The sequence below is a fragment of the Paenibacillus cineris genome, from assembly GCF_018333335.1.
Taxonomy (GTDB): Bacteria; Bacillota; Bacilli; order Paenibacillales; family Paenibacillaceae; genus Paenibacillus_AQ; species Paenibacillus_AQ favisporus.
Genome location: NZ_BORU01000002.1, coordinates 20,595 through 44,856, shown reverse-complemented (window position 1 = coordinate 44,856; position 24,262 = coordinate 20,595). Strand labels below are relative to the sequence as shown.

Sequence of the window (24,262 nt, the reverse complement as noted above, 5' to 3'; positions counted from 1 at the left end):
ATTTATTCAAAACAGGTAAATACCTGTCATGACATCAAAAGGAATGTTGTTTACTCGCTGCCAATTTCCCGGCAGATCTCGATTGCGGCCGCTTCGTCAACCACCAGAATGTCCTCATGGCCGAACTTAAGCACCGCATGGATCGCTTTGGCCTTGCTTCGGCCGCCTGCAATACCGATGACGGTCTCGGTCCGCATAATGTCCTCCAGCCGCAGCCCCAAAGTCATCATTTTATGAACGACAACGCCTTGTTCATTGAAATAGTAGCCAAAGGATTCGGCTACGGCTCCTTCCGACCGGATCTCCTCCACGGCGGCGGGATCCAGCCTTCTGCGGCGGGTCATCTCCATCGCGTCCCCGATGCCGTGCATGATGATGCGGCAGTGCCTGATCGCCTGCACGATCTCCTGGATGTTGCGGTCCTGCACCAGCGACTGATACGCTTCATCGCTCAGGAGGTCCGGCACATGCAGCAGCCGGTACTGCGCGCCGACGCGCTTGGCCATGGTGGATGCGATCGTGTTCGCCTGAAACTCCACGCTTTCGCCAAGTCCGCCCCTAGCTGGCACGAACCAGCTGTTCTTCATCGGTACGGCCGCCTGCGGCGTTAGCTGCTCCGCCACTTCGGCGAGCGTTGAGCCTCCAGTCACCGCTACGGTGTCCCCTTGGTTCATGACGCCAAGCAGCGCTTTGGCACCCGCGCGTCCCAAGTCACGCTTCGTGAGCGGCGACGATTCGCAATCCCCGGGCACGACCACGACTTTGCGCAAGCCGTACGTCTGGCGGATCTTCTCGCCAAGATCATTGAGGCCGAACAGCACTTTCACCATCGGCTCCATCTGTTCGAGCAGCTTGCTTCCCGCCTCACTGACCCTCATCCCAGAGCTCTCGATCTCAATCAGGCCCTGGGACTTGAGAAGATCCGTCTCGGCCCGCAGCACCCGCTCGGTCATATGCAGGGATGCAGCGAGCGTTCTCCGGCCGATCAGCTCCGACAGCATGATCTGATGAAGAATGGTATATCTGGTCTTGAGAACGTCCACGAGATCAGGCAGAAGCTGCTTTTGTATCTCTAATATATCCCGCATTTCTTTCCACTCCTGCAACTCCGCTTCCCTCTCTCCCCTGGCCCTAAAATGTCCCGGGTCAACGTTTTAAGTCCCACCACTATTCTACTCAATAATGGCGCTGGTTGCAAGTAGTCCACTGACTATAATTCACATCAGCCTTTCCTCCTATACAGCATTTTCCTGATCCAAAAAAATTAATAACTTAACCCTTGCATTTTGAGGCAAGCTATCATATAATAACTCTTGCTATTGAATTTTGCGCCCGTGGTCCAATGGATATGACGTAGGCCTCCGAAGCCTGAGATCGAGGTTCAATTCCTCGCGGGCGCGCCATTTTTCTTCAATAGAAGAGAACGCAGAACGGCAACCGTTCTACGTTATGTTTTTAACCAAACGTACCACAGCCAATCAGATGGCTATTTTTTTTACCTCGAGTTTGACTTTCTTTGACTTTTTGTTTGAAATTGTTTATCATGTGGTTAATACGGTAACAGTATGTATAGAATGACCTATTTTGAGCCAATTAAGGGAGGTTTTCCACGTGAGTTATATTCCTATGGTCGTCGAACAAAGCAACCGCGGTGAACGGGCTTACGACATCTATTCCCGTTTGCTGAAAGACCGCATCATTTTCCTGGGCACCGAAGTCAATGACGTGGTCGCCAATTCTATCATCGCCCAGCTGCTGTTCCTCGCAGCCGAAGATCCGGAGAAAGACATCCATTTGTACATTAACAGCCCCGGCGGATCCATTACGGCCGGTATGGCGATATTCGATACCATGCAGTTCATCAAACCGGACGTATCTACCATCTGCGTAGGCTTGGCCGCTTCCATGGGCGCGTTCCTGCTGAACGCCGGCGCCAAGGGCAAACGCTTCGGCCTGCCGAACAGTGAGATCATGATCCACCAGCCACTCGGGGGTGCGCAAGGCCAGGCTACGGATATCGAAATCCGCGCCCGCCGCATTCTGAAAATGCGCGACACCTTGAACCGCATCCTGTCCGAACGTACCGGACAGCCGCTGGAGCGCATCGAGAAAGACACCGACCGTGACTACTTCATGAGCGCAGCTGAAGCGCAGGAATACGGACTGATCGATAAAGTTCTGGAAAGCACTCCAATCCAAGGCGTGTAAATATTCGCGGCTTTGGAACCGAAGAAAAACAGGGAATCTCTCCGAATCGATCCGCTTACGGATCGCCGGGAGGCTCCCTGTTTTTTTTGTTTTTCAAGGCGTCAAGCAGGCTGCAAGCGCACCCATGAACATGATTCTCATAGGCTTGACCACATCAATATATTGATGTATTATTCTTACTACATGCCAAATATCATCTACATATTGATTTCCATCGGCATAGTATATATAACATATTTTCCCTCTATCCCAGTCTATTCAGTGTAGTTCTAGGATTAAGGGATTTCATGTTCAGCGAAGCTGAACCATTCTGTGATCACAAGAATAACGACCACGATATGTGGTGTGGTTATCTACAATGACGTCAATAGACGTTTTTTTTGCGCCCGTGACCACGGCAGAGAACATTATTCAGGAGTGAAGGATCATGCTAATCGTCTATGATTCCAAGACCGGCAATGTCAGACGCTTTGTCAACAAGCTGAACATGAGAGCCATTCCGATCGAAGAGCAGGAGCAGGTGAATGAGCCTTACGTGCTCGTAACGTATACAACAGGTTTTGGGCAGGTGCCCGAGAAAGTGTCCAACTTCCTGTCGAAGAACAACCGCATGCTTCGCGGCGTGTCGGCCAGCGGCAACCGGAACTGGGGGCCTCGTTTCGCCAAAAGCGCGGATACGATATCGGAGATGTACCATGTGCCGATCATCACCAAGTTTGAGCTTTCGGGAACGATGCGGGATACGGAGATTTTCAAAGAGAGGGTGCGGAGCATTGAAGCATATTGAACTCAACAACGAAATTATGCAGCGCGGATCGGACGGTTACTTTCAATTGGAAAAGGACCGGGAGGCGGTTGCCGCCTTTATGGAGGAAGTGGAGCGCGATACGATGAAGTTCGGCTCCCTGCGCGAGAAGCTGGATTACCTGATCAGCAACGACTACTACGAGAACGTGTTTGAGCATTATACCTACGACGAAGTCGAGTCCGTGTTCAACCTGACGGGGAGCAGCGACTTCCAATTCCAGTCCTACATGGCGATCTCGAAGTTCTACAAGGACTATGCGATGAGAACCAACGACAAGAAGCAGTACCTGGAGCAGTATCCGGACCGCGTCGCCATCGTGGCGTTGTACTTGGGCGAAGGGAATATCGGTAAAGCGCTCCGTATCGCCGAAGCAATGATCGAGCAGCGGCTGCAGCCAGCTACCCCGACCTTCCTCAACGCCGGCAAAAGCCGCCGCGGTGAGCTGGTCTCCTGCTTCCTGCTGGAAATGGACGATTCACTCAATTCGATCAACTACGTGCTCGGCACCTGCATGCAGCTGTCCAAAATCGGCGGCGGCGTTGCCGTCAATTTGTCCAAGCTGCGTGGGCGCGGCGAACCGATCAAAGGCGTGGCCGGAGCGGCCAAAGGCATCATGCCGGTGCTGAAGCTGATGGAGGACGCGTTCTCCTATGCCGACCAAATGGGCCAGCGTAAAGGCTCGGGTGCCGGATACTATAACATTTTCGGCTGGGATGTCATCGAGTTCCTTGATTCGAAGAAAATCAACGCCGACGAGAAGCTGCGCATCAAGACGCTGTCGATCGGGCTGATTGTGCCGAATAAATTTTACGAGCTCGCCGCCCAAAACAAGCCGCTTGTGGTCTTTGGCCCTTACTCGGTGTACAAAGCCTACGGCAAGCATCTGGACGACCTGGACATGGACGAAATGTACGACGAGCTGCTCGCCAATGACCAGGTAACGAAAAAAACCGTCATGAGCGCCCGTGACATGCTGACGAAAATCGCTTCGATCCAGCTCGAGTCCGGTTATCCGTACATCGTGAACAAATCGAACGCCAACAAGGTGCATGCTCTGAAGGATGTCGGCCAGATCAAAATGTCCAACCTGTGCACAGAAATTTTCCAGCTGCAGGAGACCTCGGAAATTAACGACTACGGTATCGACGACGTAATCCGCCGGGACATCAGCTGCAACCTGGCCTCGCTGAACATCGTGAACGTAATGGAGCAGGGAAAAATCAAAGAATCGGTCCGTGTAGGCATCGAGGCTCTTACCGTCGTCAGCGATCACTCCCGCGTAGAGAACGCGCCGGGCGTGAGCCTCGCCAACAAGGAGCTGCACTCCGTCGGCCTCGGAGCCATGAACCTGAACGGTTACCTGGCCAAAAACAAAATCGCATACGAGAGCGCGGAAGCGCGCGAGTTTGCGAGCACCTTTTTCATGATGATGAACTACTACTCGCTGGAGCAAAGCATGGAAATCGCGCGCGATCGCGGCGAAACGTTCCGGGACTTCGACAAGTCCGAGTACGCGAAGGGTACCTATTTTGACCGCTACCTCGAAAAGGACTTCCGGCCGCAATCGGAACGCGTGAAGCAGCTGTTTGAAGGCATCGAGATCCCGTCCCCTGAGGACTGGGCGCAGCTCAAGGCGCTTGTTCAGAAGCACGGACTGTACCATGCCTACCGTCTGGCGATCGCGCCGACGCAGAGCATCTCGTACATCCAGAACGCGACGTCCAGCGTCATGCCAATCGTCGAGCATATCGAAACGCGTACCTACGCGAACTCGACGACATATTACCCGATGCCGTTCCTCAGCGCGGAAACGCAGTGGTATTATAAATCGGCTTACAATATCGACCAGTTCCGCCTGATCGACATGATCGCGGAAATCCAGCAGCATGTGGACCAAGGCATTTCCACCGTGCTGCACGTCAACAGCACCGTATCGACCCGGGAATTGTCCCGTTTCTATATTTACGCCGCCCAGAAAGGGCTGAAATCGCTGTACTACACCCGGACGAAAAAATTGTCCATCGAAGAGTGCACCAGCTGCGCCGTCTAAATTCGAATATTACGCAAGGCGACGGCGGGGGCTTGAACAGCCCCTGTCGCCTTCTTCTATAAAAGGAGCAATGGTCTGATGAAAGCAGTAAACTGGAACCGGCCCGATGACGATTTTACGCTCATGTTCTGGCAGCAGAACATCATGCAGTTTTGGACCGACGACGAAATCCCTTTGTCCGACGATAAAATGGACTGGATCAAAATGACTGACGAGGAGCGCACCGCCTACAAGCATGTGCTTGGCGGACTGACGCTGCTGGATACGCTGCAGGGCGGCGTCGGCATGCCGAAAATTTTGGAGCATGTGGAAGGCCTGCAGCGCAAAGCCGTGCTCGGCTTCATGTCGATGATGGAGCAAATTCACGCCAAATCGTACAGCAGCATTTTCACCACGCTCGCCTCGACGGAAGAGATCGACGCCATTTTCCGCTGGGTGGAGGACAACGAGCAGCTGCAGTTCAAAGCGAAGAGCATCGAATCCTGGTACGCAAACATTCAAACTAAGCGCGATCTCTACAAGGCGATGGCCGCTTCCGTCTTCCTGGAAAGCTATCTGTTCTACAGCGGCTTCTTCTATCCGCTTTACCTGGCCGGCCAGGGCAAAATGACCAGCAGCGGCGAAATCATCGACCTGATCATCCGCGACGAGAGCATCCACGGCCTGTACGTCGGCACGCTGGCCCAGGAGCTGTTCCAGGAGTTCTCCTTCGAAGAGCAGGAGGAGCTGCGCCGGGAGCTGTACGAGCTGCTTGAGACGCTGTATCAGAACGAGGTGAAATATACGGATGACCTGTACAGCCCGATCGGACTGCAGGAGGAAGTCAAAACCTATGTCCGCTATAACGCCAACAAAGCGCTGATGAATCTCGGCTTCGAGCCGCATTTCCCGGAAGAGCCGATCAACCCGATCGTCTTCAATGGCATCAGCACCCACACCAAGCAGCATGATTTCTTCTCGAAAAAAGGCAACGGTTACGTCCGCGCGATCAACATCGAGCCGCTGTCCGACGACGACTTCGTGTTTGACGTATAAGTTCAGGCAAGTAAACAGAAGGAGCTCCGCTCCATAACAAAATCCCCTTTGAGCAGACAAGTGCAGGAAAGCGCACTGCCGTTTGCTCAGAGGGGATTTTTTCTGGGATTGTCGTACTGCCGTACGTATTGGTCTCCCCTTCTATTCGTTTCAGAATACTCGATTACCTTCGCGGCGTAAATCCTTGTTGACATTTCAAATTATTTTGAAATATAATGTTCCCGATCCAATCATTTCAAAATAATTTGAATTATAGGGGTGAACTACGAATGTCTACCGATCAACAAACTCGGCTAAGCGGCTCTAAATCCGAAATGGCTTCCGTCAAGCAGCGGGGCATGGGATGGAGTTTGGCACTGCTTGCTCTAGCACAGCTGATTTACGGGCTCGACATCAATATCGTTTTCGTCGCTTTGCCTGAGATCGGACATGGCCTTGGCTTCTCGGAACAGTCCCTGCAATGGGTGGTCAGTGCTTACACGGTTTTCTGCGGGGGCTTCCTGCTTCTTGGAGGACGTGCTGCCGATATGCTGGGACAAAAGCGAATGTTTATTTTTGCGTTGGTCCTTTACGCCCTTTCTTCGCTATTGGGAGGCTTGGCTTGGGACCCGCTCGTCATCATTATAGCCCGTGCCATCCAGGGTATCGGAGCGGCGTTCCTGTTTCCGGCCACGTTATCGCTGATCAACCGATTGTTTGAGGAAGGTCCGCGCCGAAACCGCGCTCTTGCCGTATGGGGCGGGGCCGGAGCCAGCGGCCTGACGATTGGCTCGATCCTGGGTGGGGTATTGACCAATGCATTCGGTTGGGAAGCGGTCTTTTTGGTGAATGTTCCATTAGCAGGAATCGTTGCACTAGCCGCGCTGTTCGTCATTCCACGCGATAAACGGCGGAAGCAAAAGCGCTATTTCGATATTCCTGGCGCCGCCACGGTAACCGCAGGTGCTACTCTCCTGGTATATGTTCTTGTCCAGGGACCCGAATTGGGCTGGGCCTCCACGGAAATGATCATCTGTGCTGCCCTTTCCCTGATCCTCTTGTCGATCTTTGCCCTGATCGAAATACGCAGTACCGCTCCTTTAATGTCGATCCATCTTTTCCGTAACCGCAGCTTGGCTGCCAGCATGGTCATTACATTCATCTACATGGGGACGTTTGGTGCCTTACCTTACTTCCTGACAACCTTATTTCAAAATGTGCACGGATACAGTGCTCTGCAAACCGGGCTTGCCTTCATTATCCCTTCCTTGGCGATCGCTGCAGGCACCCAGCTCGGCGAACGGCTGGCGACCCGTTTGGAGGCGCGAAGCACGCTGCTTATCGGCATGATCATCGGAATTGTTGGGACCATACTGATTCCATTAGGTGCATACACGGATAGCAGCTATCTGATGATCGTTCCGGGCCTCGTTATCTCTGGGATCGGCCAGGGCATCACCTGGACCGCCATGTGGATCACAGCTTCAGACGGCGTAGCCCCGGAGGATCAAGGCGTCGCGTCCGGGATGGCCTCGACCACCTTAAACATCGGCAATGCCATCGGGCTTGCCATCTTGATCGCCATCGCGAACTCGGGTACGCATCAACTGACGGGTGAAGCTTTTCGCCAAGCATTGGCTGGGGGTAATCGGACAGCCATTTATCTGGCGGCGCTCGGCATTCTCCTCGGCGCGCTTGTCGCCTTGTTTTTGCCCCGCAAACGAAAAGTATGACCGGCTGTCGCCACGCAGCAAAAACAGCCAAACCCCCGTTATAGGTTTAACGGGGGTTTGGCTGCTTAAAGTATCCGCTTGAGGATCGTTGACCGACGCTCGTTGGGATAAATGTTCTATCATCAGACTCGCTTACATCATCTCGGCTGCATCGGCTCCATTATTTCGCTGCTTCGAACGGGTCCGTTCCCTTCGGCAGCAGGTCGCTGAAGTTGAACGTATACGTCGGGAAGCCGGCGGCATACGGCCCGATTTCATACTGTTGGAAGAAGATCGTCAATCCGCTTTCCTTCACATAGAAGTCCGCGTCCTTTTTCAGCCCGTTGAAGCCGTCTGTGAAGCCGTCTTTGGTCGCTTTTTGCTTCAGCAGTTTGTCCAGCTTGGTCTTGGCGTCGGCCGAATTGTGGAGCAGGCTGTCCAGCGTCAGCTGTTTGCCGTCCTTCAACGAGAACGTAAACCCTTCGCGGGCCGTCATCCCGTGAGCTCCGCCTGTGTATTCATAAGAATCCGTCACGATGCTCAGGACGCCTTGGCGGTTATAAGTAACCAGGAACGTTCCGTCGAACTCATACGGGTGCTCCACCTTCGCGTCGCGCTTTTTCGCCTTGGCCTTGGCTTCTGTGGCGAACGCTTCCGCCTTGTCTTTAAATACTTTGTTGATCGCCTCCTGGGCGTCCGCGTTAGCCAGCCCGCTTAACTGAGGATAACGGATCAGAATCGTTGCATTGGCGTCGCTCGCCTTGATGAGTTCGGTGGAGATTGTCACCTGGTTCATCTGACGCTTGGACAGGCTCAACGTCTTGGAAGACGCAGTATACACGCCCTGGAAGCCCATATAGTCGTTCAGCAGCTTGAAAGGAACGTACAGCTTGCCGTCGATCAATTTTCCATCGTAGCTGTTCGAATTGTCCCCGACATAGCTTCCGTTGATGTAAGCGCTGACCCCGTAGTCGGAAACCTCCAGGTTCAGCTTCGTTACCCCGGATCCGACAGTGCACGTCTTGATACCCGGATTATAAGACAGCGGCATACCGGCGGCATCACGCAAAATGGACACCGGAATCATGGTGACCCCGTCAACCAATTTCCCCTGCAGCGATAGCACCTTGCCGTTATATTTTAACGCCACTCCCGGCTGCGCAGCCGGCTTCACGACCGGCTTTGAGGCTGCAGCCGACACCTGCGATCCCCCAAACACGCCGGCATTTCCGATCAATACGCCTGCGGCCAGCACCGCGGCTCCCCATTTCATTCCCTTGTTCATCCCTATCAAATCTCCTCTCCAAACATTGCTGCTTGTGCTAGTCATATGATTTATTACCCAAATTCACCACTTCCCTATTATAAAAAAGAGCTCCGCCGATTTGTTTACAACCGGGGTTACAGTATTGTCGTTTACGCCAGCCAAAAGTATAACTCTCTTAACCTTTACGTTAACTTTGTGTTTCTTCATCCGATCGGTCACGGGCCTTGCGATCATGAAGTCCCCCTTCATAGGACACCAGCACCGCGCCAGGACTTAAAAAGCTCACGAAATAAAAATAATGCCCCGTTCCGGAAGCCAGCTTAAGCATGGATCCCGAAACAGGGCAATTATTCTTAAACGATATTAACGGTCGTTGTAAGGCCTCTGCTTACTACCGTCCGCTCTTCAGCTCCGTCCAGTAACGGTCATAGAGCTGCAGGGTATCCTTTACGTCACCGAGCCATTCCGTCCGGCCCAGCTCTTCTTCGGAGAGGTTGATCATATGGTTGTTCCGGTATTCCTCGCTGTGGAACTCCATCGCTTTGGCGTTCGGATCGCTGTATCCGATCGACTCATAGTTCTTTGCGCTGACCTGCGGATCGAGCATGTAGTTGATAAACTTCTCGGCAAGCTCTTTATGCTCGGCCCCTTTCGGGATCGCATAGTTATCAGAGAAGATCGTCCCGCCCTCTTTTGGCACGACATATTCCACATCCGGATTGTCCTTCGCGATAAAAGCCGCGTCGCCGGACCATACCGTTCCGATCCAGCCTTCCTCCTGAATCATTTTCTGCTTGATGGTATCCGTGTCGAAAGCAAGAACGCTCGGCAGCAGCTTCTTCAGGTCGTCCACGGCCGACTTGATCTCGCCTTCATCCTGGGAGCTGTTCGAGTGCCCCTGCTTCTTCAAGGCCATGCCAATCACTTCGCGGTTATCGTCCAGCAGAAGGACCTTGCCCTTGTATTTCGGGTCCCACAGATCCTCCCAGCTGTCGATGGTGTCCTTCACGTACTTTTTGTTATACGCAATACCCGTTACGCCGGAAGTGTATACGATCGAGTATTTATTGCCCGGGTCAAAATCAGGGTTCTTCAGCGATTCCTGAATGTTCGCGAAGTTCGGAATGTTGTTCTTGTCCAGTGGTTCCAGCAGATTGTTCTCGATCATCGTCCGCACCATGTAGTCCGAAGGCTGGATCAGATCGTATCCGCCGCCGCCCGCCTTGATTTTGGCCAGCAAATCCTCGTTGTTCGCATAGTTGTCATACGTAACCTTGACGTTGAATTTACTCTCGAAGTCCTTGAGCACCTGCTCGTCAAAATTGTCAGCCCAGCTGTAAATATGAAGCGTCTCCTTGGAAGATGAGCATCCTCCCAGGGATGCAACCGACACGAGGGCGAGTGCCCCAGCCAGTACGAGACCGGCGATACCCTTTCTTTTCACAGTAACATATCTCCTCTCTTTCTCCTTATAGCGTGTAGTCCATATCCTTGTAGCTCAATCAATAGTTCCATCAAATAGTTCAATATCTTGCAGCTGCGTTAAATCGGCAGCATTTTATGTTTCTTCTGGCCCTTGCCGCGGTTGAGGAAAAACTGCGCCAGCAAAATCAGCACGACGCTCACCACGATCAGCAGCGTACAGAGTGCGTTAATTTCCGGCGAGATTCCCCGCTTCACCTGGCCGTAAATATAAATCGGCAGCGTAGTCGAGCTAGGCCCGGCTACGAAGAAGCTGACCATAAAGTCGTCCAGCGACATCGTAAACGCGATCAGCGCCCCCGAGATGACGCCCGGGAAAATTTGCGGCCACGTTACATGGCGGAACGTCTGCCAAGGGGTGGCGCCAAGGTCGGCGGCCGCCTCCTCCAGCTGCTTGCCCATTCCCGCAAGGCGGGCCGTCACGACGACATAGACGTACGACATGCTGAACGTGATATGGGCGATGATGACCGTCGCTTTACCCAGCGGGACATGCATCTGGTTGAACAGCACCAGCAGCGACAGCCCCATGATGATGTCGGGAATAATGACGGGCAGGTACATGAGCCCGTTCATGCTGCCCTTCCATCGCCGGCCAAGCCCCCGCAGGGACAAGGCGCCCACGGTTCCAAGCAGCGTCGCTACGATCGTGGATACGATCCCGACGGTCAAGCTGTTCATGAGCGCTTCAAGCACATGGTCATCGGTCATCAGCGAGGCGTACCAGTCGAACGTAAATCCTTCCCAGTCCCCGCTGAGCCTCGTGTTATTAAATGAATAAATAATAATCAGCAGAATCGGCACATAAATAAAGATCATCATCAGCACGGAGTGAATCCCCAGCAGGGGATGACTTTTTCTCTTCATGCTCTCCCCTCCTTCGCTCGGTCCGCCCGGGACTGCATCGCCCGGTTAAACAGCAGGATCAGAATAAGGGATGTGATGACGAAAATCACGGACAGCGCCGAGCCGAACGGCCAGTTGCGCGCCCCCAGATACTGCTGCTGGATAATGTTGCTGATCATCGTCGACTTGGCACCGCCAAGAATATCCGTGACGACAAACATCCCCGTCGTGGAGACATAGACCAAGACGCAGCCGGTCATGATCCCGGACTTGCTCTGCGGCAGCGTGATGTGCCGGAACGCTTTCCAGCGGGTAGCCCCCAGGTCGCTGGCCGCATCCAGCAGCCGCTTGTCCATCTGTTCCAGCGCGACGTAAATCGGCAGCACCATGAACGGAATGAAGTTGTAGACCATGCCAAGCAGCACCGCGCCTTTGGTATACAGCATCTGCAGCGGCTCCTGAATCCATCCAAAATGGATCAGCAGCGTATTCACCACGCCCTGCGTGCGCAGCAGCAGCACCCAGGCGTACGTCCGGATCAGGAAGTTGATCCAGAACGGAATCGTGATCAGCACCAGTCCCCAGGTCTGCACCTTGGGAGAGGCATTGGCGATAAAATAAGCGAGCGGGTAGCTGACCAACAAGCATACGACGGTCGTCACCACCGACAGCACTAACGTATCCCAATAGATGCCGAGATACAAAGAGTCGAAAAAGGTTTTATACCCGTTCAGCGAGAAATGAAAGACAACATTGCCCAGTGTGTCGCGGCTCATCAATGACATGACCACGACGATCACCATCGGGACGAGCAGAAACAGTGCCAGCCACAGCAGAACCGGCGTAATCAGCAGCTTGGATCGTCTCATGCCCCGATGACCACCTCATCCCGCTGATTCCAGTCCACCCCGATCCGCTGCCCAACCTTCCAAACGATCTCATCTTCGAAGTCCAGAGCGATCGTTACCATCATCGGTTCGCCATCGAGCTGGACGGTTAGCTTATGAACGTTGCCAAGATACAGCACATCCTGAATGACTCCCGTCTTGCGGACCCCTTCGGTTTCCCGTTTTGGACGCAGCTTCTCCGGCCGTACGGCAAACAGCTCCGAACCGGAACTGAAAATGTTGTTCTCCCCGACGAAAGTCGCGGCGAAAAGCGTCTTCGGCGCGGCATAGATGTCCTTCGGCGTGCCGATCTGCTCGACTTTGCCGCTGTTCATGATCACGATCCGGTCGGACAGCATCATTGCTTCCTCCTGGTCGTGCGTGACATACACAAAGGTAATGCCCAGCGAGCGCTGCAGATGCTTCAGCTCAGACTGCAGGCTCTTGCGCAGCTGCAGGTCGAGCGCGCCCAGCGGCTCGTCGAGGAGGAGCACTTTGGGCTTGTTCGCGATCGCTCTCGCGATGGCCACCCGCTGCTGCTGTCCGCCGGACAGCTGATGCGGATAACGCGAAGTAAGCGCGGTTAGCTGCGTCATCTGGACGGCTTCAGCAACCCGTGCTTTTTGCTCTGCCTGGGGCAGCTTTTTCATTTTCAAACCGAAGGCGATATTGTCTCCGACGGTCATATGCGGGAACAGCGCGTAGTGCTGGAACACCAGGTTCAGATCCCGCTGGTTAGGCGGAAGCTTCGTGACGTTCTGCCCTTCCAGAATAATCTCACCGTGAGTCGGCTGTTCGAATCCGGCAATCATGCGTAGTATGGTCGTCTTACCGCAGCCGCTAGGCCCGAGCAGAGTCAGGAATTCCCCTTCTTCAATGTTCAGTGACAGCGGATGCACGACAACTTGTCCTTCAAATTGCTTCTCAATCTGGACAAGTTCAATCATATGCATCAACCCCTTATCCATTACTAAGAAAAAAGCCATATCCATGGGTATGGCTTTTTCGGTAAATTATTTTTCCCCGTTACGATTCAACGGAAGTTGTTTAAACTGTTGCTGCATGTACAAATTTTCGCATATTCACTATAACGTTTTTTGACCCTTGGTACAATACCTTTCTGTGTTTTCCCGCTGGAAAAGGGGGGATCGGGACTCACATCTGCGCAAAAAGCCGCCGCTTCAAGGGACGTCTGTCCCCGAAACGGCGGCTTGGCTCGGACCAAATCAGCCCGTGTTTATTTCATTTCGTACTGCACACTCAGCTGCGTCGATACTTTCACTTCGCCAGGCTCCACCGACGTTGCGTTGCCGGCGTTGCTGTCCGCAGCCATTTTGGCCATGGAAGATTCGGCATAGATGATCGGGTTCTGCGCATCGCCCTGGCTCACGGCCAGAACCACTCCCAGCTGGCGCTTGGCGGCCTTGGCAATCGCGCCTGCTTTCAGATCAGCGTTAGCCATCGCCTTCTCAATCACTTGTGCCTCATATTGGTCACGGTTCTCGACGGAAAACTGGACGCTCTCGATGTTGTTGGCGCCCGCACCGGAAGCGGCGTCAAGCAGCTGTCCCACCTTGGACAGGTCGCGGTACGATACCTGCAGCGTATGGTGGGCTGTATAGCCCGTCACTTTTTGTCCGTCCTTCTCGTTGTAGGTGTAGTTCGGCTGCACATAGAACGTGGTGCTCTTGATATCTTTGTCTTCGATTTTCCACGTCGTCTTCAGCAGCGCGGTGATCTTTTGGATTTTGTCTGCCGTTGCCTTTTGCGCGCTTTGTGCCGTTGCCGCCTGCGAGTCCACACCGATCGACAAGTATGCGATATCCGGCTTGACCGAAATCTCACCTTTGCCCACAACATTGATGACATTGCGCTGTACATCCTGGTCCGCATAGACGGTGGTCGAGCCACCCAGTCCGGTGACGCCCGCGCCTCCAGCCAAGAGCGCTCCTGCGATCAGCACGGAACCTACCGGTTTCAGCCATGTTTTCATTACCTTTAGCCTCCCTTTATATACTTCCAGTGTATCCATATAGCCGAAAGCGCAAGCACGGACGCAGCCTGTAGGTCAAACCGCCTGCGCTGCCGCCCTCACCTTCCAACTGTATTTGTCTACTAGACGTAGGGGACTGTTAAATGTTGCACATGTTAGAAAAATAATCTTCTGCCTATGAAACGGTCAGCTGACGATCGATTTCAAGTGGCTCTGCGCTTCCTTAATGCCGGCCAGGCTCTGCTCATTGTTGCCGAGGAGGGACTGCAATGTGGCCGACAGCTCCTGCAGCGTAGCCGACGTTTGCTCGTTCACCGACGCGAGATGCGAAGTCGACTCATCAATGGAACCCGAGAACGTCTCCACTTCGTGAAGCAATCCACGGTACCCGTCGGAAATCTGCAGCAGTCCGGCCACCGATTGTTTAATGGATTCAAAGGCTTCGTACGTCTCATGCGTCATCTCGCTGCTCTTCTGCATCCGCTCCGCAACCTGATCCATTCGCATCAGGGTGTCGCTCATCAGCTCGGAGAAGCTGTGAAGCTGGAGCGAAATTTTCTCCGTCGAGTCCGAGGCATTCTCCGCCAGCTTGCGGATTTCCCTGGCGACCACGGCAAAACCTTGGCCATGCTCACCTGCCCGTGCCGCCTCAATGCTGGCGTTCAGCGACAGCAGGTTGGTCTGGTTCGCAATCTCCTGAATGGTCTGGCTGAACTGCGTCGTTTCATGAACCTTTCCGGTCAAGCTCTGGATATCCTGCGACATGGCGCCGATTTCTTCCTTGAATTCGATAATCGCTTCGTTCAGCTGCTCCACTTTGTCCTTGCCGGATTCCGACAGCCGGTTCGCCGTACCTGTCTGGCTCAGCAGCGTTTCCGTCGAGCTGGACATCTGCTTGATCATCTCGTTCATCCGCTTAATGGACTCGTTAATGGCATAGGTGGAATCCACCTGGGATGATGCCCCGCCCGATATTTCCTGAAAGGCGACGTTCATCTGCTGGAAAGAGGCGGTGTTATCCTCGACCGCCTGCGTCAGGTCGTCGATGCTGCCGGTCACCGCAGCCACGCTCCCCAGCACGTGTTCCTTTTGTTCCTTCTGCTCGGCCAGCAGCCGCTCGGTCTGATCGCTTGCCGCTTTCATATTGTTCATCAAGGACCGGGTCACCCGCAGCAGCAGGAACACCATGACGCATACAAGCGCATACATAATGATGACCGTTAAAGGTCCGTCCTTCGAACCGGTTCCGAGCTGAACCTCATCAGCCTTTTGCAGGCACAGGTAGAGCATCAACCCCAAGCCGTACAGCATCGTGATCGAGGTTAATATAATACGCAAGGTGATCAGCGCCAACACGAGCAAATAGTATATGGAAAACAAGCTGCTCGGGCTGGTGGAATCCAACGCCTGAATGAGGACTGTCAGCGCCACCCCTGTAATGGCAATAACGGCCGCTTGATGAATCAGCTTACGCCGGACTTGGCTGTACACCATCACCAGCAGGACCACTAAATCAATCAAGAAGCTTAAGTTGTTGAGACTCGTCAGATTATCGAAGCTTCCCAGCTTGACCGTGGACACGGCCATCAGCGTGGAGATCAGAATCGCGATCAGCAGAATCCGGTTTCTGCCCATCACGTCCCGCTCTACGATCGTCAGTCTCCGTCGTTTCCCCGATCCTTCAGCATCATCTGTGTTGGTTGTGGTACTGTTCCATTTCCCCATACGTTGACCCCTCTTTATCAAAATAAATGCATCCGGGCTTCCCCGCTGCCGCCGCTTACATGAACGGCTATAGCTATGATATCGGATCGCAGATTTATTTTTATAAGAGCCAAATCGTCCCAGACCCCGCCAGACAGCAAAAAACAGCCCGCCCTCCCCAAGGAGAAACGGACTGTTTTGTGCAGAAAATGGCCTCAGCGCCGCATCATTCGCAGCCGCAGGGCCCATTCTATAATTGTTTATTATTGGTTTTCAAGCTCTTCTTTGCCCACCAAGTTGACTAAAGCGGTTACAGCCTGTTCTGCGTCCGCACCTTCAGCACTGATGTTTACTTCCGTACCCGAGCTAATGGCAAGGCTCATAATTCCCATGATACTCTTGGCATTCACCTTTTTATCATCTTTTTCCACGAAAATTTCAGACGAGTACTTATTCGCTTCTTGGACGAACAATGCTGCCGGTCTGGCATGGAGACCCGTTTTCAAACGGACAACTACCGGGTGCTTTGTCATGGAAACTTACCCCCTATTAGATCAATCTGTATAGCTCACACACAACACATTTTATAACATTATACCATTATACCATGAAGGAAACTAGAAGAAAAAAGGCTCAGCCGCCACGAATCTTCTCGGCCATTTCGTCGATCTTGCGCAGCCGGTGGTTCACACCGGATTTGCTGACGGTGCCCTTCAGCAGTTCACCGACTTCCTTCAGGTTCATATCGGGATGGGCCAATCTCACTTCGGCCACTTCCCGAAGTTTGTCCGGCAGATTATCAAGGCCCACTTCCTTCTGGAGCAGCTTGATGTTATCGATTTGCCGGACGGCGGCCCCGATTGTCTTGTTCAAATTCGCGGTTTCACAGTTCACGATCCGGTTGACCGAATTCCGCATATCCCGCATGATCCGCACGTCCTCGAATTTGAACAAGGCCTGATGGGCCCCAATCAGGCTTAAAAATTCAATGATTTTCTCGCCTTCCTTAATATACAGTATGAACCCCTTCTTGCGCTCTATACAACGGGCGTTCAGATGAAATTCATTGGCGAGGTCTACAAGGGCCTGGCAGTGCTCCTCATACATCGAGGCGATTTCAAGATGGTATGACGACCCTTCCGGATTGTTCACGGAGCCCCCTGCCATAAAGGCACCGCGTAAATACGCCCCTTTGCAGCATGGTTTGCGGACCAGATCCGGATGGATATCCGAGGTGAACAGGAATCCCTCGGAGACAATCTTCAGCTCCTTCAGTATTTCCTGAACCTGTGCAGGAATACGTACGATGTACACATTATTTTTCTTCAAACGCATTTTTTTACGCACAAGAAGCTCGGTATGCGCTTGGAAATGCTTTTTGATCAATGTGTAAATGCGTCTGGCGATAGCTGCGTTCTCTGTCGATATATCCAGAATCACCTTTTTATTGGAAAGCTGGACGGCCCCGTTCATCCGGATCAGTGCCGACAATTCAGCCTTTTCGCAGCAGGGCTCTGCTTCGATCATGGTCAGTTCTTTTTTAGTCAGCGCCGCAAACGACACGGGACTCACCTCTTTCGTTTAATCCAATTTTGAACCAGCTGGTAAATATGCCGGCTCAGCTTGTCGGCGTCATGGCGCAGATAGGTCCGGAACAGGACCAGCGTATCGGCGATGACCTTATAGCCAAGACTGGTGACCTCGTCGTAATCGAGCTCCACCGGCTTCGCGCCCTTCTCGGCATATTTGTCCTGCACCTGGGGCGGAATTTCGCCGCTGTTCACGATGACATAATCGAACAAATGCTTGCCGACATGGTCATATACCGCCTGAAGATGGTCGCTTACGGTGTAGCCGTCCGTCTCCCCGGGCTGTGTCATGACGTTGCACACGAAAATCTTGATCGCGTCCGACGACATGACCGCTTCGGCCAGCTTCGGAACGAGCAGATTCGGCAGAATGCTCGTATATAGGCTTCCCGGGCCGATCAGGATGGCGTCCGCCTCCCGGATGGCCTCGGTTGCTTCCGGAAGCGGCTCGACATGGGCCGGCTCCAGAAACACCCGCTTGATCCGACCGCCGGCCTCCGGAATCTTCGACTCACCGGTCACAATGGTGCCGTCCTCCATCTCCGCGTTCAGGATCACGGCTTCGCCCGCCGCCGGAAGCACCCGCCCCCGCACGGCAAAAACGCGGCTGAGCTCGCGCACAGCCGTTACAAAATCGCCGCTGATGTCGGTCATGGCCGCCAAAATCAGGTTCCCCAGGCTGTGCCCGGCCAGGCCCGAGCCGCTGGAGAACCGGTATCTCAGCATTTCCGACAGCAGCGGCTCCACGTCGGCCAGTGCCGTCAGGACGTTCCGGATGTCCCCGGGAGGGGGCATCTGCAGCTCGCTGCGAAGGATGCCCGAACTCCCTCCATCGTCTGCTACGGTGACGACAGCCGTGATGTCTAGCGGCATTTCCTTCAGTCCCCGGAGCATGACCGACAGTCCGGTGCCCCCGCCCATCACGACGATCCGCGGACGGTCACTTCTTTGTTCTGCCACTGTCATCACTTCCACTCTCTTTAATGCCGATCACGTTCGGAATCCCGATGGCTGACGGAGACCGTCTCGGTCTCGCTGGCTCCCAGCATTTTGCCCAGGTACTCGGCAATCGCCACCGAGCGGTGCTTCCCGCCGGTACAGCCGATACCGATGATCACCTGGCTCTTGCCTTCCTTACGGTACTGGGGAATCAAGAAATGCAGCATATCCAGCAGCTTCGTCAGAAAAGCCTGGGTTTCGGGCCACTTCATGACATAGTCATACACATCGCTGTCCTGACCGGTGTGTGGACGCAGGCTATCCACATAGTGGGGATTCGGAAGAAAGCGGACGTCAAAGATCAGATCGGCATCGATCGGAATACCGTACTTAAATCCGAATGAGGTTACGTTGACCGAAAGGGTATTGCTTTCCAAGTGGGAAAATCTCGAGATAATTTTGTCCTTCAATTGTCCCGGCTTCATATTGCTCGTGTCGAGCACCACCGTGGCTGAGCTCTTAAGCTCCTCCAGCATTTTGCGCTCCAGCCGGATGCCGTCCAGCGGCATGCCCTCCGGCGCAAGCGGATGCCGCCGGCGGGTCTCCTTGTAACGCTGCACGAGGACCGAATCGGTCGCCTCCAGGAACAGAATTTCGCAATGAATCGTGAAATGGTCCTTAATATAATTCAATGATTCGGATAAGGCCGTAAAGAACTCCCGGCCGCGCAGGTCAATGACCAGCGCCACCTTGGCGATTTTCCCCTTCGATTGTTCAATCAGTTCCGCAAATTTGGGAATGAGCACCGGCGGTAAATTATCCACACAGAAAAATCCCAAATCCTCCAAGCTTCGTACGGCCAAGGATTTACCCGCCCCCGACATGCCTGTAATAATAATCAGGGTGGCCATGGCCGACGCAGTATTATTCTCCTCCAGCATCAGCTTTCCCCTCCCTTATGGAATATGGGCCCGTTAATACTTGGTATACCCAGGTCACCCCTCATTTTAACCCATGGGTGACCTCGCAGGATTCCTTACGAACGGAGCAGCAAACCGGCCGCACCGACGATACCCGCATCGTTGCCGAGCTCGGCAGGAAGGATCGATACCCCGCGCTGCAGCGGTTCCGGCGTCAGCTTCGCATAAACTTCCCGGACTTCGTTAAACAGGATGTCTCCAGCCTTCGATACGCCGCCGCCAATAATGAATACTTCCGGATTCAGAATCGCCGCAACCGCAGCCATGGACTTGCCCAGGTAGAAGGCTGCGCGGTTCACGATCCGCAGCGCCACTTCGTCGCCGGCTTTGGCTGCATCAAAGACTTCCTTCGCCGCGATGTTCTCAACCATCGACAGGGAAGTGCGGTCCCCGCGCTCCACGGCATCTTCGGCCATACGGATAATGCCCGTTGCGGAAGATACGGTCTCCACACAGCCCATTTTGCCGCATCCGCATTGAATGGCTTCCAGATCCGGCACGACGGAGATATGTCCCAGCTCGCCGGCAAGTCCGGAGAAGCCTTGATAGATTCGGCCGTTAATGATGATACCGCCGCCAACGCCGGTTCCGAGCGTATAGCATACGCAGTTGTCGATGCCGCGTCCGGCGCCGCTCCAAGCCTCGCCCAGGGCCGCCACGTTCGCATCATTATCTATTTTGATCGGCTTGCCAATCTTCTGCTCCAGAATGGAACGAATCGGTACATCCCGGAAACCTACGTTCGGCGCGAGGATGATGATCCCTTCACGGACGTTCGTAAATCCGGCAACCCCGGCCCCGACGCCCGCCAGCTGATCCCAGCTGTAAGGGGACTGCTCCACGATATGGCGCACATATTTCTCAATATTGTTGATAACCGTATCGACGCCTTTATCTGTTTCCGTGGGACCTTCATACGTTTGAATCAGCTGTCCCGCTTGATTGCAGATGCCCACTTTAATGGTCGTTCCGCCCAAGTCGACACCGACGTAGATTTGCTCAGACATGTTACAAGCCACCTTTTTTCCTCAATAATAGTTTGCTCCTACTGTACCAACTATAATTGAAGCCCTCTCTCCGGTCAAGAGAAGCGGGCCTTACCTGAAAGTGGGTCCAGCGCTTCTGTCAGAAGGCTTGACGGACCTACCCCGTATATGAAAACCCTGCCAAAAAGCATGACAATTGTCACCTCCATTCCATGACAGAGTCCACTAACGAAGAGATGCCCCCTCGTCTATGATAACGATAGATCAATCAAATACGGATTCACCTGATCAATAGGAGGAAATGACAAAATGGAACATATTGCCGAACTGCAGCATGTCACGAAACGTTTTGGAAGCAAAGCCGCGGTCGATGACGTTTCATTCACGATTGATAAAGGATCCATCGTGGCCGTCCTGGGGCCCAACGGAGCCGGGAAAACGACGACGATCTCGATGATGCTGGGGCTTCTCGAGCCGACGAGCGGCTCTGTCCGGCTGTTCGGGCAAACCCCGAAGCAGCCGCAGGTCAAGCAGCGCATCGGGGCGATGCTCCAGGATGTCAGCGTGATCGACGGCCTGAAGGTGCGCGAGGTGCTGGCCTTGATCCGCAGCTATTACCCCCGGCCGATGAGGCTGGAGGAGCTGGCTGCCCTGGCCGGGTTCACCGAGGAAGACCTGGGCAAACGGGCGGAGAAGCTGTCCGGCGGCCAGAAACGGAGGCTCGGGTTCGCGCTCGCGCTGGCGGGGAATCCCGATCTGCTGTTCTTCGACGAGCCGACCGTCGGTCTGGATACACCCGCGCGCCGCTCCTTTTGGGAACAGGTCCGAGCGCTCTCAGACCGGGGCAAGACCATCCTCTTCTCCACGCACTACCTGCAGGAGGCCGAGGACGCCGCGGACCGCGTGATCCTGTTCAATCGCGGCAAAATTGCCGCCGACGGCACGCCGCAGGCGATCACGGCCCAGCTGACAAGCCGCTCCGTGACCTTCACGACCGATACAAGGTCGCTCGAGGGCCACGCTCTGATGAGTGCCGATACCGAACAGCACATCCGCGAGCGCCTGCTCCCGGTTCCCGGCGTCCACGACTGCACCTGCCAGGAAGGACGCTGGACTGTCACGGCGGACAATACCGATACGGTGCTGGCCGCAATTTTCCGATACCAACTTCCGGTTCACGATATCCGGACCCAGCAGGGCCGGCTTGACGACGCTTTTGAAATCATGATTCATAATGACGACACACAGGGGGCTGTTTCCTAATGCACATGTTATTCATGCAGTGCCGGGCCGAAATGCTGCGGATTATCCGGAATCCGTACTACGTCTTCTGGTCCTTGCTGATGCCGATCGTGTTCTATTTCATTTTTACCCGCCTCGTGAATGCCGGCATTGAAGGCGCCTCCGAATGGCAGGCACGTTACCTGATGTCGATGACTTCCTTCAGCGTGATGGGTTCGGCGATCATGACGCTGGGCATCCGCATGGTCCAGGAGCGCACGCACGGGTGGTCGGTCTTTATGCGGATTACCCCGCTGCCCTCCAGCATTTATTTCTTTGGAAAAATGTTTGGCCAGATGGTCATGCAGATGTTCTCCATCATTGTTATTTTTGCTGCAGGCTTTCTTATGAACGGCGTCCATTTGTCAGCTGGCCAGTGGGTCGGCAGCGGACTGTGGATATGGCTCGCCTCCATTCCCTTCCTGGCCCTCGGCACACTGGTCGGGACGATGAAAAGGGTCGACACTGCCAGTGGTGTCAGCAACATGGTGTATATGATTCTGGCGATCGTGGGCGGCATGTGGTTTCCGATCGACAGCTTCCCGGCCTTCCTGCAGAGCATCGGCAAGTGGCTGCCTTCCTATAACTTCGGAAGCGGAGCCTGGGATATAGCCGCGGGTCATTCCCCCAGCTGGCAGCCGGTATTGATTTTGCTGGGATATCTCATCTTGTTTATGGTATTATCCACCTATATACGAAAGAAACAGGAAGCGGTGTAATGCCATTGGCACGTCGAAAAACAGAAATTTTCCCAAGAGCACTCGGGTTTTCCCCCTATGTATGGCTCGTGTATATGGTCATTCCGCTGTTTAATATGGCCTATGAGCGCGGCATCAAAATGGTGCTTGGCTACGCCATGATTGCGATCTTTATCGTGTCGTATCGTCAGCTCTTTTTCTCCGAAAGGTTAACAGCCTTCTGGCTTGCCGTTCAGATGATTATTATTGTGACGCTGTCTTTGCTCTACCTCCCTTTTTATTCGTTTATGGGCTTTTTTACCGCCAACTTTATCGGCAATTATCAGGATGACCGGAAATTCAGGATCGCCTTCGCCGCCTTCGTGGCGTCCATCCTGCTCCCGATCCTGGGAAACATTCGTCATCTGACCGTATCGGATTACTTAACGATCATTCCCTTTATTATGATTATGTTGATGACCCCCTTCGGCATGCGTTCCATGAATCTGCGAAAGCAGCTGGAGCTGCAGCTGAACGAAGCCCGGGAGCAGATTGAAATTTTGGTCAAAAAGGAGGAGCGGCTGCGTATTGCCCGTGACCTTCATGATACGCTGGGACATACGCTGTCCTTGCTCACCTTAAAAAGTCAGCTGGTCCAGCGGCTGACGGACAAGGATCCGGAGAAGGCACGGCTGGAAGCTCGTGAAATGGAAGAGACCTCCCGGGCGGCCTTAAGACAGGTGCGTGAGCTGGTTTCCGATATGAGGACCTTGACGGTGGCGGAAGAGATCGAAGAAGTGCGCTCGATTTTGCACAGCGCTGACATCACCTTGGAATCCGAGGGGGATACGCGACTGACCGGAATTCCCGATCTGACGCAAAACATCCTCAGCATGTGCCTGAAAGAAGCAGTGACCAATATCATCAAGCACAGCCGGGCCACGGCATGCGCCATTACTATTCGGAAGGGAACTTCCGACGTCCGGATGGTCATTCGGGACAACGGCGTCGGTCTGGAGGACAGCGGGCTGTCTACAAGCCAGGGCAATGGGCTGAAAGGCATGTCCGAGCGGCTGGCGCTGATCGACGGAACGCTGAAGCTGGCCTCTTCCGGCGGGACCGAGCTCATCATTACCGTACCGATTATTATTAAAGGGAAGGAGAGTGTTACGGCATGATCCGTATTCTGATCGCTGAAGACCAGCGTCTGCTGCGAGGCGCTCTCGCTTCGCTGCTCGATATGGAGGAGGATATGGAAGTGGTGGGCCAAGCCGGCGACGGCCAGGAAGCCTTGGACCAGATCCTGTCATTACAGCCGGACGTCTGCCTATTGGACATTGAAATGCCCGTTATTACCGGGCTTGAGGTCGCCGAGAGGCTCAAGGCGCAGATGGCGGCTTGCAAAATCATCATATTAACGACGTTTGCCCGGCCGGGATATTTTGAACGGGCCGTGAAAGCAGGCGCCTGCGGATATTTGCTGAAGGATGAGCCGAGCGAGAAGCTGGCCGAAGCCATCCGGCGGGTCATGGCCGGCCACCGCGAGGTCTCACCCGAGCTCGTCTTTGGCTCGTTCCGCCAGGAAAACCCGCTCACCGCGCGGGAGCGCGACATTTTACGGCTGATTGCGGAAGGCAGGACAGCGAACGAAATTGCGGCAACCCTGCACCTGTCGCACGGCACCGTTCGGAACTACATTTCCGAAACGCTGAACAAATTGTCGGCCAAGAACCGGATCGAAGCGATCGGGATCGCCGAACAGAAGGGTTGGCTCTAGGAAGGACTGAAAGGCCTCATTATTTATAAAAAGACGAACGGGGACCGGCTCATGCAGCCGGT

22 protein-coding genes and 1 tRNA gene are annotated in these 24,262 nt (G+C 54.1%); 10 read left to right on the top strand and 13 right to left on the bottom strand.

The features are described from left to right. Positions 1 to 50: 50 nt before the first annotated feature. Positions 51 to 1,088: a sugar-binding transcriptional regulator gene (locus KI379_RS21135; RefSeq protein WP_116233090.1), complete on the bottom strand. Its 1,038-nt coding sequence runs from the start codon at positions 1,086 to 1,088 to the stop codon at positions 51 to 53. A 240-nt stretch (positions 1,089 to 1,328) separates the two neighbouring features. Here KI379_RS21135 and KI379_RS21130 point away from each other — a divergent pair. The 6 genes from KI379_RS21130 to KI379_RS21105 all read left to right on the top strand — a co-directional run bounded on the left by KI379_RS21130 (position 1,329) and on the right by KI379_RS21105 (position 7,813). Then, positions 1,329 to 1,403, top strand: a tRNA-Arg gene (locus KI379_RS21130). Positions 1,404 to 1,611: 208 nt separating this feature from the next. Then, positions 1,612 to 2,208, top strand: a complete 597-nt coding sequence (clpP, locus tag KI379_RS21125) for an ATP-dependent Clp endopeptidase proteolytic subunit ClpP (RefSeq protein ID WP_076173158.1) — start codon at positions 1,612 to 1,614, stop codon at positions 2,206 to 2,208. Positions 2,209 to 2,635: 427 nt separating this feature from the next. After that, positions 2,636 to 2,995: a class Ib ribonucleoside-diphosphate reductase assembly flavoprotein NrdI gene (gene nrdI, locus KI379_RS21120; protein WP_212984830.1), complete on the top strand. Its 360-nt coding sequence runs from the start codon at positions 2,636 to 2,638 to the stop codon at positions 2,993 to 2,995. Then, the gene (gene nrdE / locus KI379_RS21115) at positions 2,982 to 5,066 is read left to right on the top strand and encodes a class 1b ribonucleoside-diphosphate reductase subunit alpha (protein WP_244879393.1); all 2,085 of its coding nucleotides are present in this window, start codon (positions 2,982 to 2,984) and stop codon (positions 5,064 to 5,066) included. The genes nrdI and nrdE overlap by 14 nt, the downstream gene beginning before the upstream one ends. A gap of 78 nt (positions 5,067 to 5,144) precedes the next feature. Continuing rightward, a complete protein-coding gene (nrdF, locus tag KI379_RS21110) occupies positions 5,145 to 6,101 on the top strand; it encodes a class 1b ribonucleoside-diphosphate reductase subunit beta (protein WP_089549396.1) in 957 nt (318 codons plus the stop codon). A 269-nt stretch (positions 6,102 to 6,370) separates the two neighbouring features. Then, positions 6,371 to 7,813, top strand: coding sequence for an MFS transporter (locus KI379_RS21105; protein ID WP_212984828.1), 1,443 nt, complete (start codon positions 6,371 to 6,373; stop codon positions 7,811 to 7,813). 160 nt (positions 7,814 to 7,973) lie between these two features. On the opposite strand, the gene KI379_RS21100 is transcribed toward KI379_RS21105, so the two are convergent. From KI379_RS21100 to KI379_RS21045, 12 genes are all read right to left on the bottom strand, one after another. Continuing rightward, positions 7,974 to 9,077 (bottom strand): PdaC/SigV domain-containing protein, encoded by a 1,104-nt coding sequence (locus KI379_RS21100; protein WP_212984827.1) that lies wholly within the window; start codon positions 9,075 to 9,077, stop codon positions 7,974 to 7,976. Positions 9,078 to 9,450: 373 nt separating this feature from the next. Further along, positions 9,451 to 10,503: an ABC transporter substrate-binding protein gene (locus tag KI379_RS21095; RefSeq protein ID WP_116233094.1), complete on the bottom strand. Its 1,053-nt coding sequence runs from the start codon at positions 10,501 to 10,503 to the stop codon at positions 9,451 to 9,453. 98 nt (positions 10,504 to 10,601) lie between these two features. Then, complete coding sequence (locus KI379_RS21090; protein WP_076173166.1) at positions 10,602 to 11,408, bottom strand: ABC transporter permease; 807 nt, start codon at positions 11,406 to 11,408, stop codon at positions 10,602 to 10,604. Then, on the bottom strand, positions 11,405 to 12,256 hold the full coding sequence (locus tag KI379_RS21085) for an ABC transporter permease (RefSeq protein WP_212984826.1): 852 nt from the start codon (positions 12,254 to 12,256) through the stop codon (positions 11,405 to 11,407). The genes KI379_RS21090 and KI379_RS21085 overlap by 4 nt, the downstream gene beginning before the upstream one ends. Beyond that, positions 12,253 to 13,227: an ABC transporter ATP-binding protein gene (locus KI379_RS21080; RefSeq protein WP_279628491.1), complete on the bottom strand. Its 975-nt coding sequence runs from the start codon at positions 13,225 to 13,227 to the stop codon at positions 12,253 to 12,255. Before KI379_RS21080 ends, KI379_RS21085 begins: the two co-directional genes overlap by 4 nt. A gap of 284 nt (positions 13,228 to 13,511) precedes the next feature. Then, positions 13,512 to 14,267: an SIMPL domain-containing protein gene (locus KI379_RS21075; RefSeq protein WP_212984825.1), complete on the bottom strand. Its 756-nt coding sequence runs from the start codon at positions 14,265 to 14,267 to the stop codon at positions 13,512 to 13,514. 186 nt (positions 14,268 to 14,453) lie between these two features. Beyond that, the gene (locus KI379_RS21070) at positions 14,454 to 15,992 is read right to left on the bottom strand and encodes a methyl-accepting chemotaxis protein (protein ID WP_212984824.1); all 1,539 of its coding nucleotides are present in this window, start codon (positions 15,990 to 15,992) and stop codon (positions 14,454 to 14,456) included. 242 nt (positions 15,993 to 16,234) lie between these two features. Continuing rightward, positions 16,235 to 16,504 carry an HPr family phosphocarrier protein gene (locus KI379_RS21065; protein WP_076173171.1) on the bottom strand — a complete coding sequence of 90 codons (270 nt, stop codon included), beginning with the start codon at positions 16,502 to 16,504 and terminating at the stop codon, positions 16,235 to 16,237. Between the two features lie 100 nt (positions 16,505 to 16,604). Continuing rightward, positions 16,605 to 17,534, bottom strand: a complete 930-nt coding sequence (gene whiA, locus KI379_RS21060; RefSeq protein ID WP_076173172.1) for a DNA-binding protein WhiA — start codon at positions 17,532 to 17,534, stop codon at positions 16,605 to 16,607. Between the two features lie 5 nt (positions 17,535 to 17,539). After that, positions 17,540 to 18,526, bottom strand: coding sequence for a gluconeogenesis factor YvcK family protein (locus KI379_RS21055; RefSeq protein WP_076173173.1), 987 nt, complete (start codon positions 18,524 to 18,526; stop codon positions 17,540 to 17,542). A 14-nt stretch (positions 18,527 to 18,540) separates the two neighbouring features. Next, positions 18,541 to 19,440: an RNase adapter RapZ gene (gene rapZ / locus KI379_RS21050; protein ID WP_076173174.1), complete on the bottom strand. Its 900-nt coding sequence runs from the start codon at positions 19,438 to 19,440 to the stop codon at positions 18,541 to 18,543. Positions 19,441 to 19,535: 95 nt separating this feature from the next. After that, positions 19,536 to 20,486: an ROK family glucokinase gene (locus KI379_RS21045; protein ID WP_212969506.1), complete on the bottom strand. Its 951-nt coding sequence runs from the start codon at positions 20,484 to 20,486 to the stop codon at positions 19,536 to 19,538. Positions 20,487 to 20,774: 288 nt separating this feature from the next. Here KI379_RS21045 and KI379_RS21040 point away from each other — a divergent pair, with 288 nt between their 5' ends. Genes KI379_RS21040 through KI379_RS21025 form a run of 4 tightly spaced genes read left to right on the top strand, consistent with a single transcriptional unit; the run spans position 20,775 to position 24,200 of the window. Then, a complete protein-coding gene (locus tag KI379_RS21040; protein ID WP_212984823.1) occupies positions 20,775 to 21,728 on the top strand; it encodes an ABC transporter ATP-binding protein in 954 nt (317 codons plus the stop codon). Continuing rightward, positions 21,728 to 22,465 carry an ABC transporter permease gene (locus KI379_RS21035; RefSeq protein WP_212984822.1) on the top strand — a complete coding sequence of 246 codons (738 nt, stop codon included), beginning with the start codon at positions 21,728 to 21,730 and terminating at the stop codon, positions 22,463 to 22,465. The genes KI379_RS21040 and KI379_RS21035 overlap by 1 nt, the downstream gene beginning before the upstream one ends. Then, positions 22,465 to 23,601, top strand: a complete 1,137-nt coding sequence (locus KI379_RS21030; RefSeq protein ID WP_212984821.1) for a sensor histidine kinase — start codon at positions 22,465 to 22,467, stop codon at positions 23,599 to 23,601. Before KI379_RS21035 ends, KI379_RS21030 begins: the two co-directional genes overlap by 1 nt. Further along, positions 23,598 to 24,200, top strand: a complete 603-nt coding sequence (locus KI379_RS21025; RefSeq protein WP_076173179.1) for a response regulator transcription factor — start codon at positions 23,598 to 23,600, stop codon at positions 24,198 to 24,200. The genes KI379_RS21030 and KI379_RS21025 overlap by 4 nt, the downstream gene beginning before the upstream one ends. Positions 24,201 to 24,262 lie beyond the last annotated feature (62 nt).

Coding starts and splice junctions, on each gene's coding strand:
- KI379_RS21100 (WP_212984827.1), bottom strand. CDS start 9,077: ATGAACAAGGGAATGAAATGGGGAGCCGCGGTGCTGGCCGCAGGCGTA.
- KI379_RS21040 (WP_212984823.1), top strand. CDS start 20,775: ATGGAACATATTGCCGAACTGCAGCATGTCACGAAACGTTTTGGAAGC.
- KI379_RS21045 (WP_212969506.1), bottom strand. CDS start 20,486: ATGTCTGAGCAAATCTACGTCGGTGTCGACTTGGGCGGAACGACCATT.
- KI379_RS21035 (WP_212984822.1), top strand. CDS start 21,728: ATGCACATGTTATTCATGCAGTGCCGGGCCGAAATGCTGCGGATTATC.
- rapZ (WP_076173174.1), bottom strand. CDS start 19,440: ATGCTGGAGGAGAATAATACTGCGTCGGCCATGGCCACCCTGATTATT.
- KI379_RS21085 (WP_212984826.1), bottom strand. CDS start 12,256: ATGAGACGATCCAAGCTGCTGATTACGCCGGTTCTGCTGTGGCTGGCA.
- KI379_RS21080 (WP_279628491.1), bottom strand. CDS start 13,227: ATGCATATGATTGAACTTGTCCAGATTGAGAAGCAATTTGAAGGACAA.
- KI379_RS21030 (WP_212984821.1), top strand. CDS start 22,465: ATGCCATTGGCACGTCGAAAAACAGAAATTTTCCCAAGAGCACTCGGG.
- KI379_RS21090 (WP_076173166.1), bottom strand. CDS start 11,408: ATGAAGAGAAAAAGTCATCCCCTGCTGGGGATTCACTCCGTGCTGATG.
- KI379_RS21025 (WP_076173179.1), top strand. CDS start 23,598: ATGATCCGTATTCTGATCGCTGAAGACCAGCGTCTGCTGCGAGGCGCT.
- KI379_RS21135 (WP_116233090.1), bottom strand. CDS start 1,088: ATGCGGGATATATTAGAGATACAAAAGCAGCTTCTGCCTGATCTCGTG.
- nrdF (WP_089549396.1), top strand. CDS start 5,145: ATGAAAGCAGTAAACTGGAACCGGCCCGATGACGATTTTACGCTCATG.
- KI379_RS21055 (WP_076173173.1), bottom strand. CDS start 18,526: ATGACAGTGGCAGAACAAAGAAGTGACCGTCCGCGGATCGTCGTGATG.
- nrdI (WP_212984830.1), top strand. CDS start 2,636: ATGCTAATCGTCTATGATTCCAAGACCGGCAATGTCAGACGCTTTGTC.
- KI379_RS21070 (WP_212984824.1), bottom strand. CDS start 15,992: ATGGGGAAATGGAACAGTACCACAACCAACACAGATGATGCTGAAGGA.
- KI379_RS21065 (WP_076173171.1), bottom strand. CDS start 16,504: ATGACAAAGCACCCGGTAGTTGTCCGTTTGAAAACGGGTCTCCATGCC.
- KI379_RS21075 (WP_212984825.1), bottom strand. CDS start 14,267: ATGAAAACATGGCTGAAACCGGTAGGTTCCGTGCTGATCGCAGGAGCG.
- KI379_RS21105 (WP_212984828.1), top strand. CDS start 6,371: ATGTCTACCGATCAACAAACTCGGCTAAGCGGCTCTAAATCCGAAATG.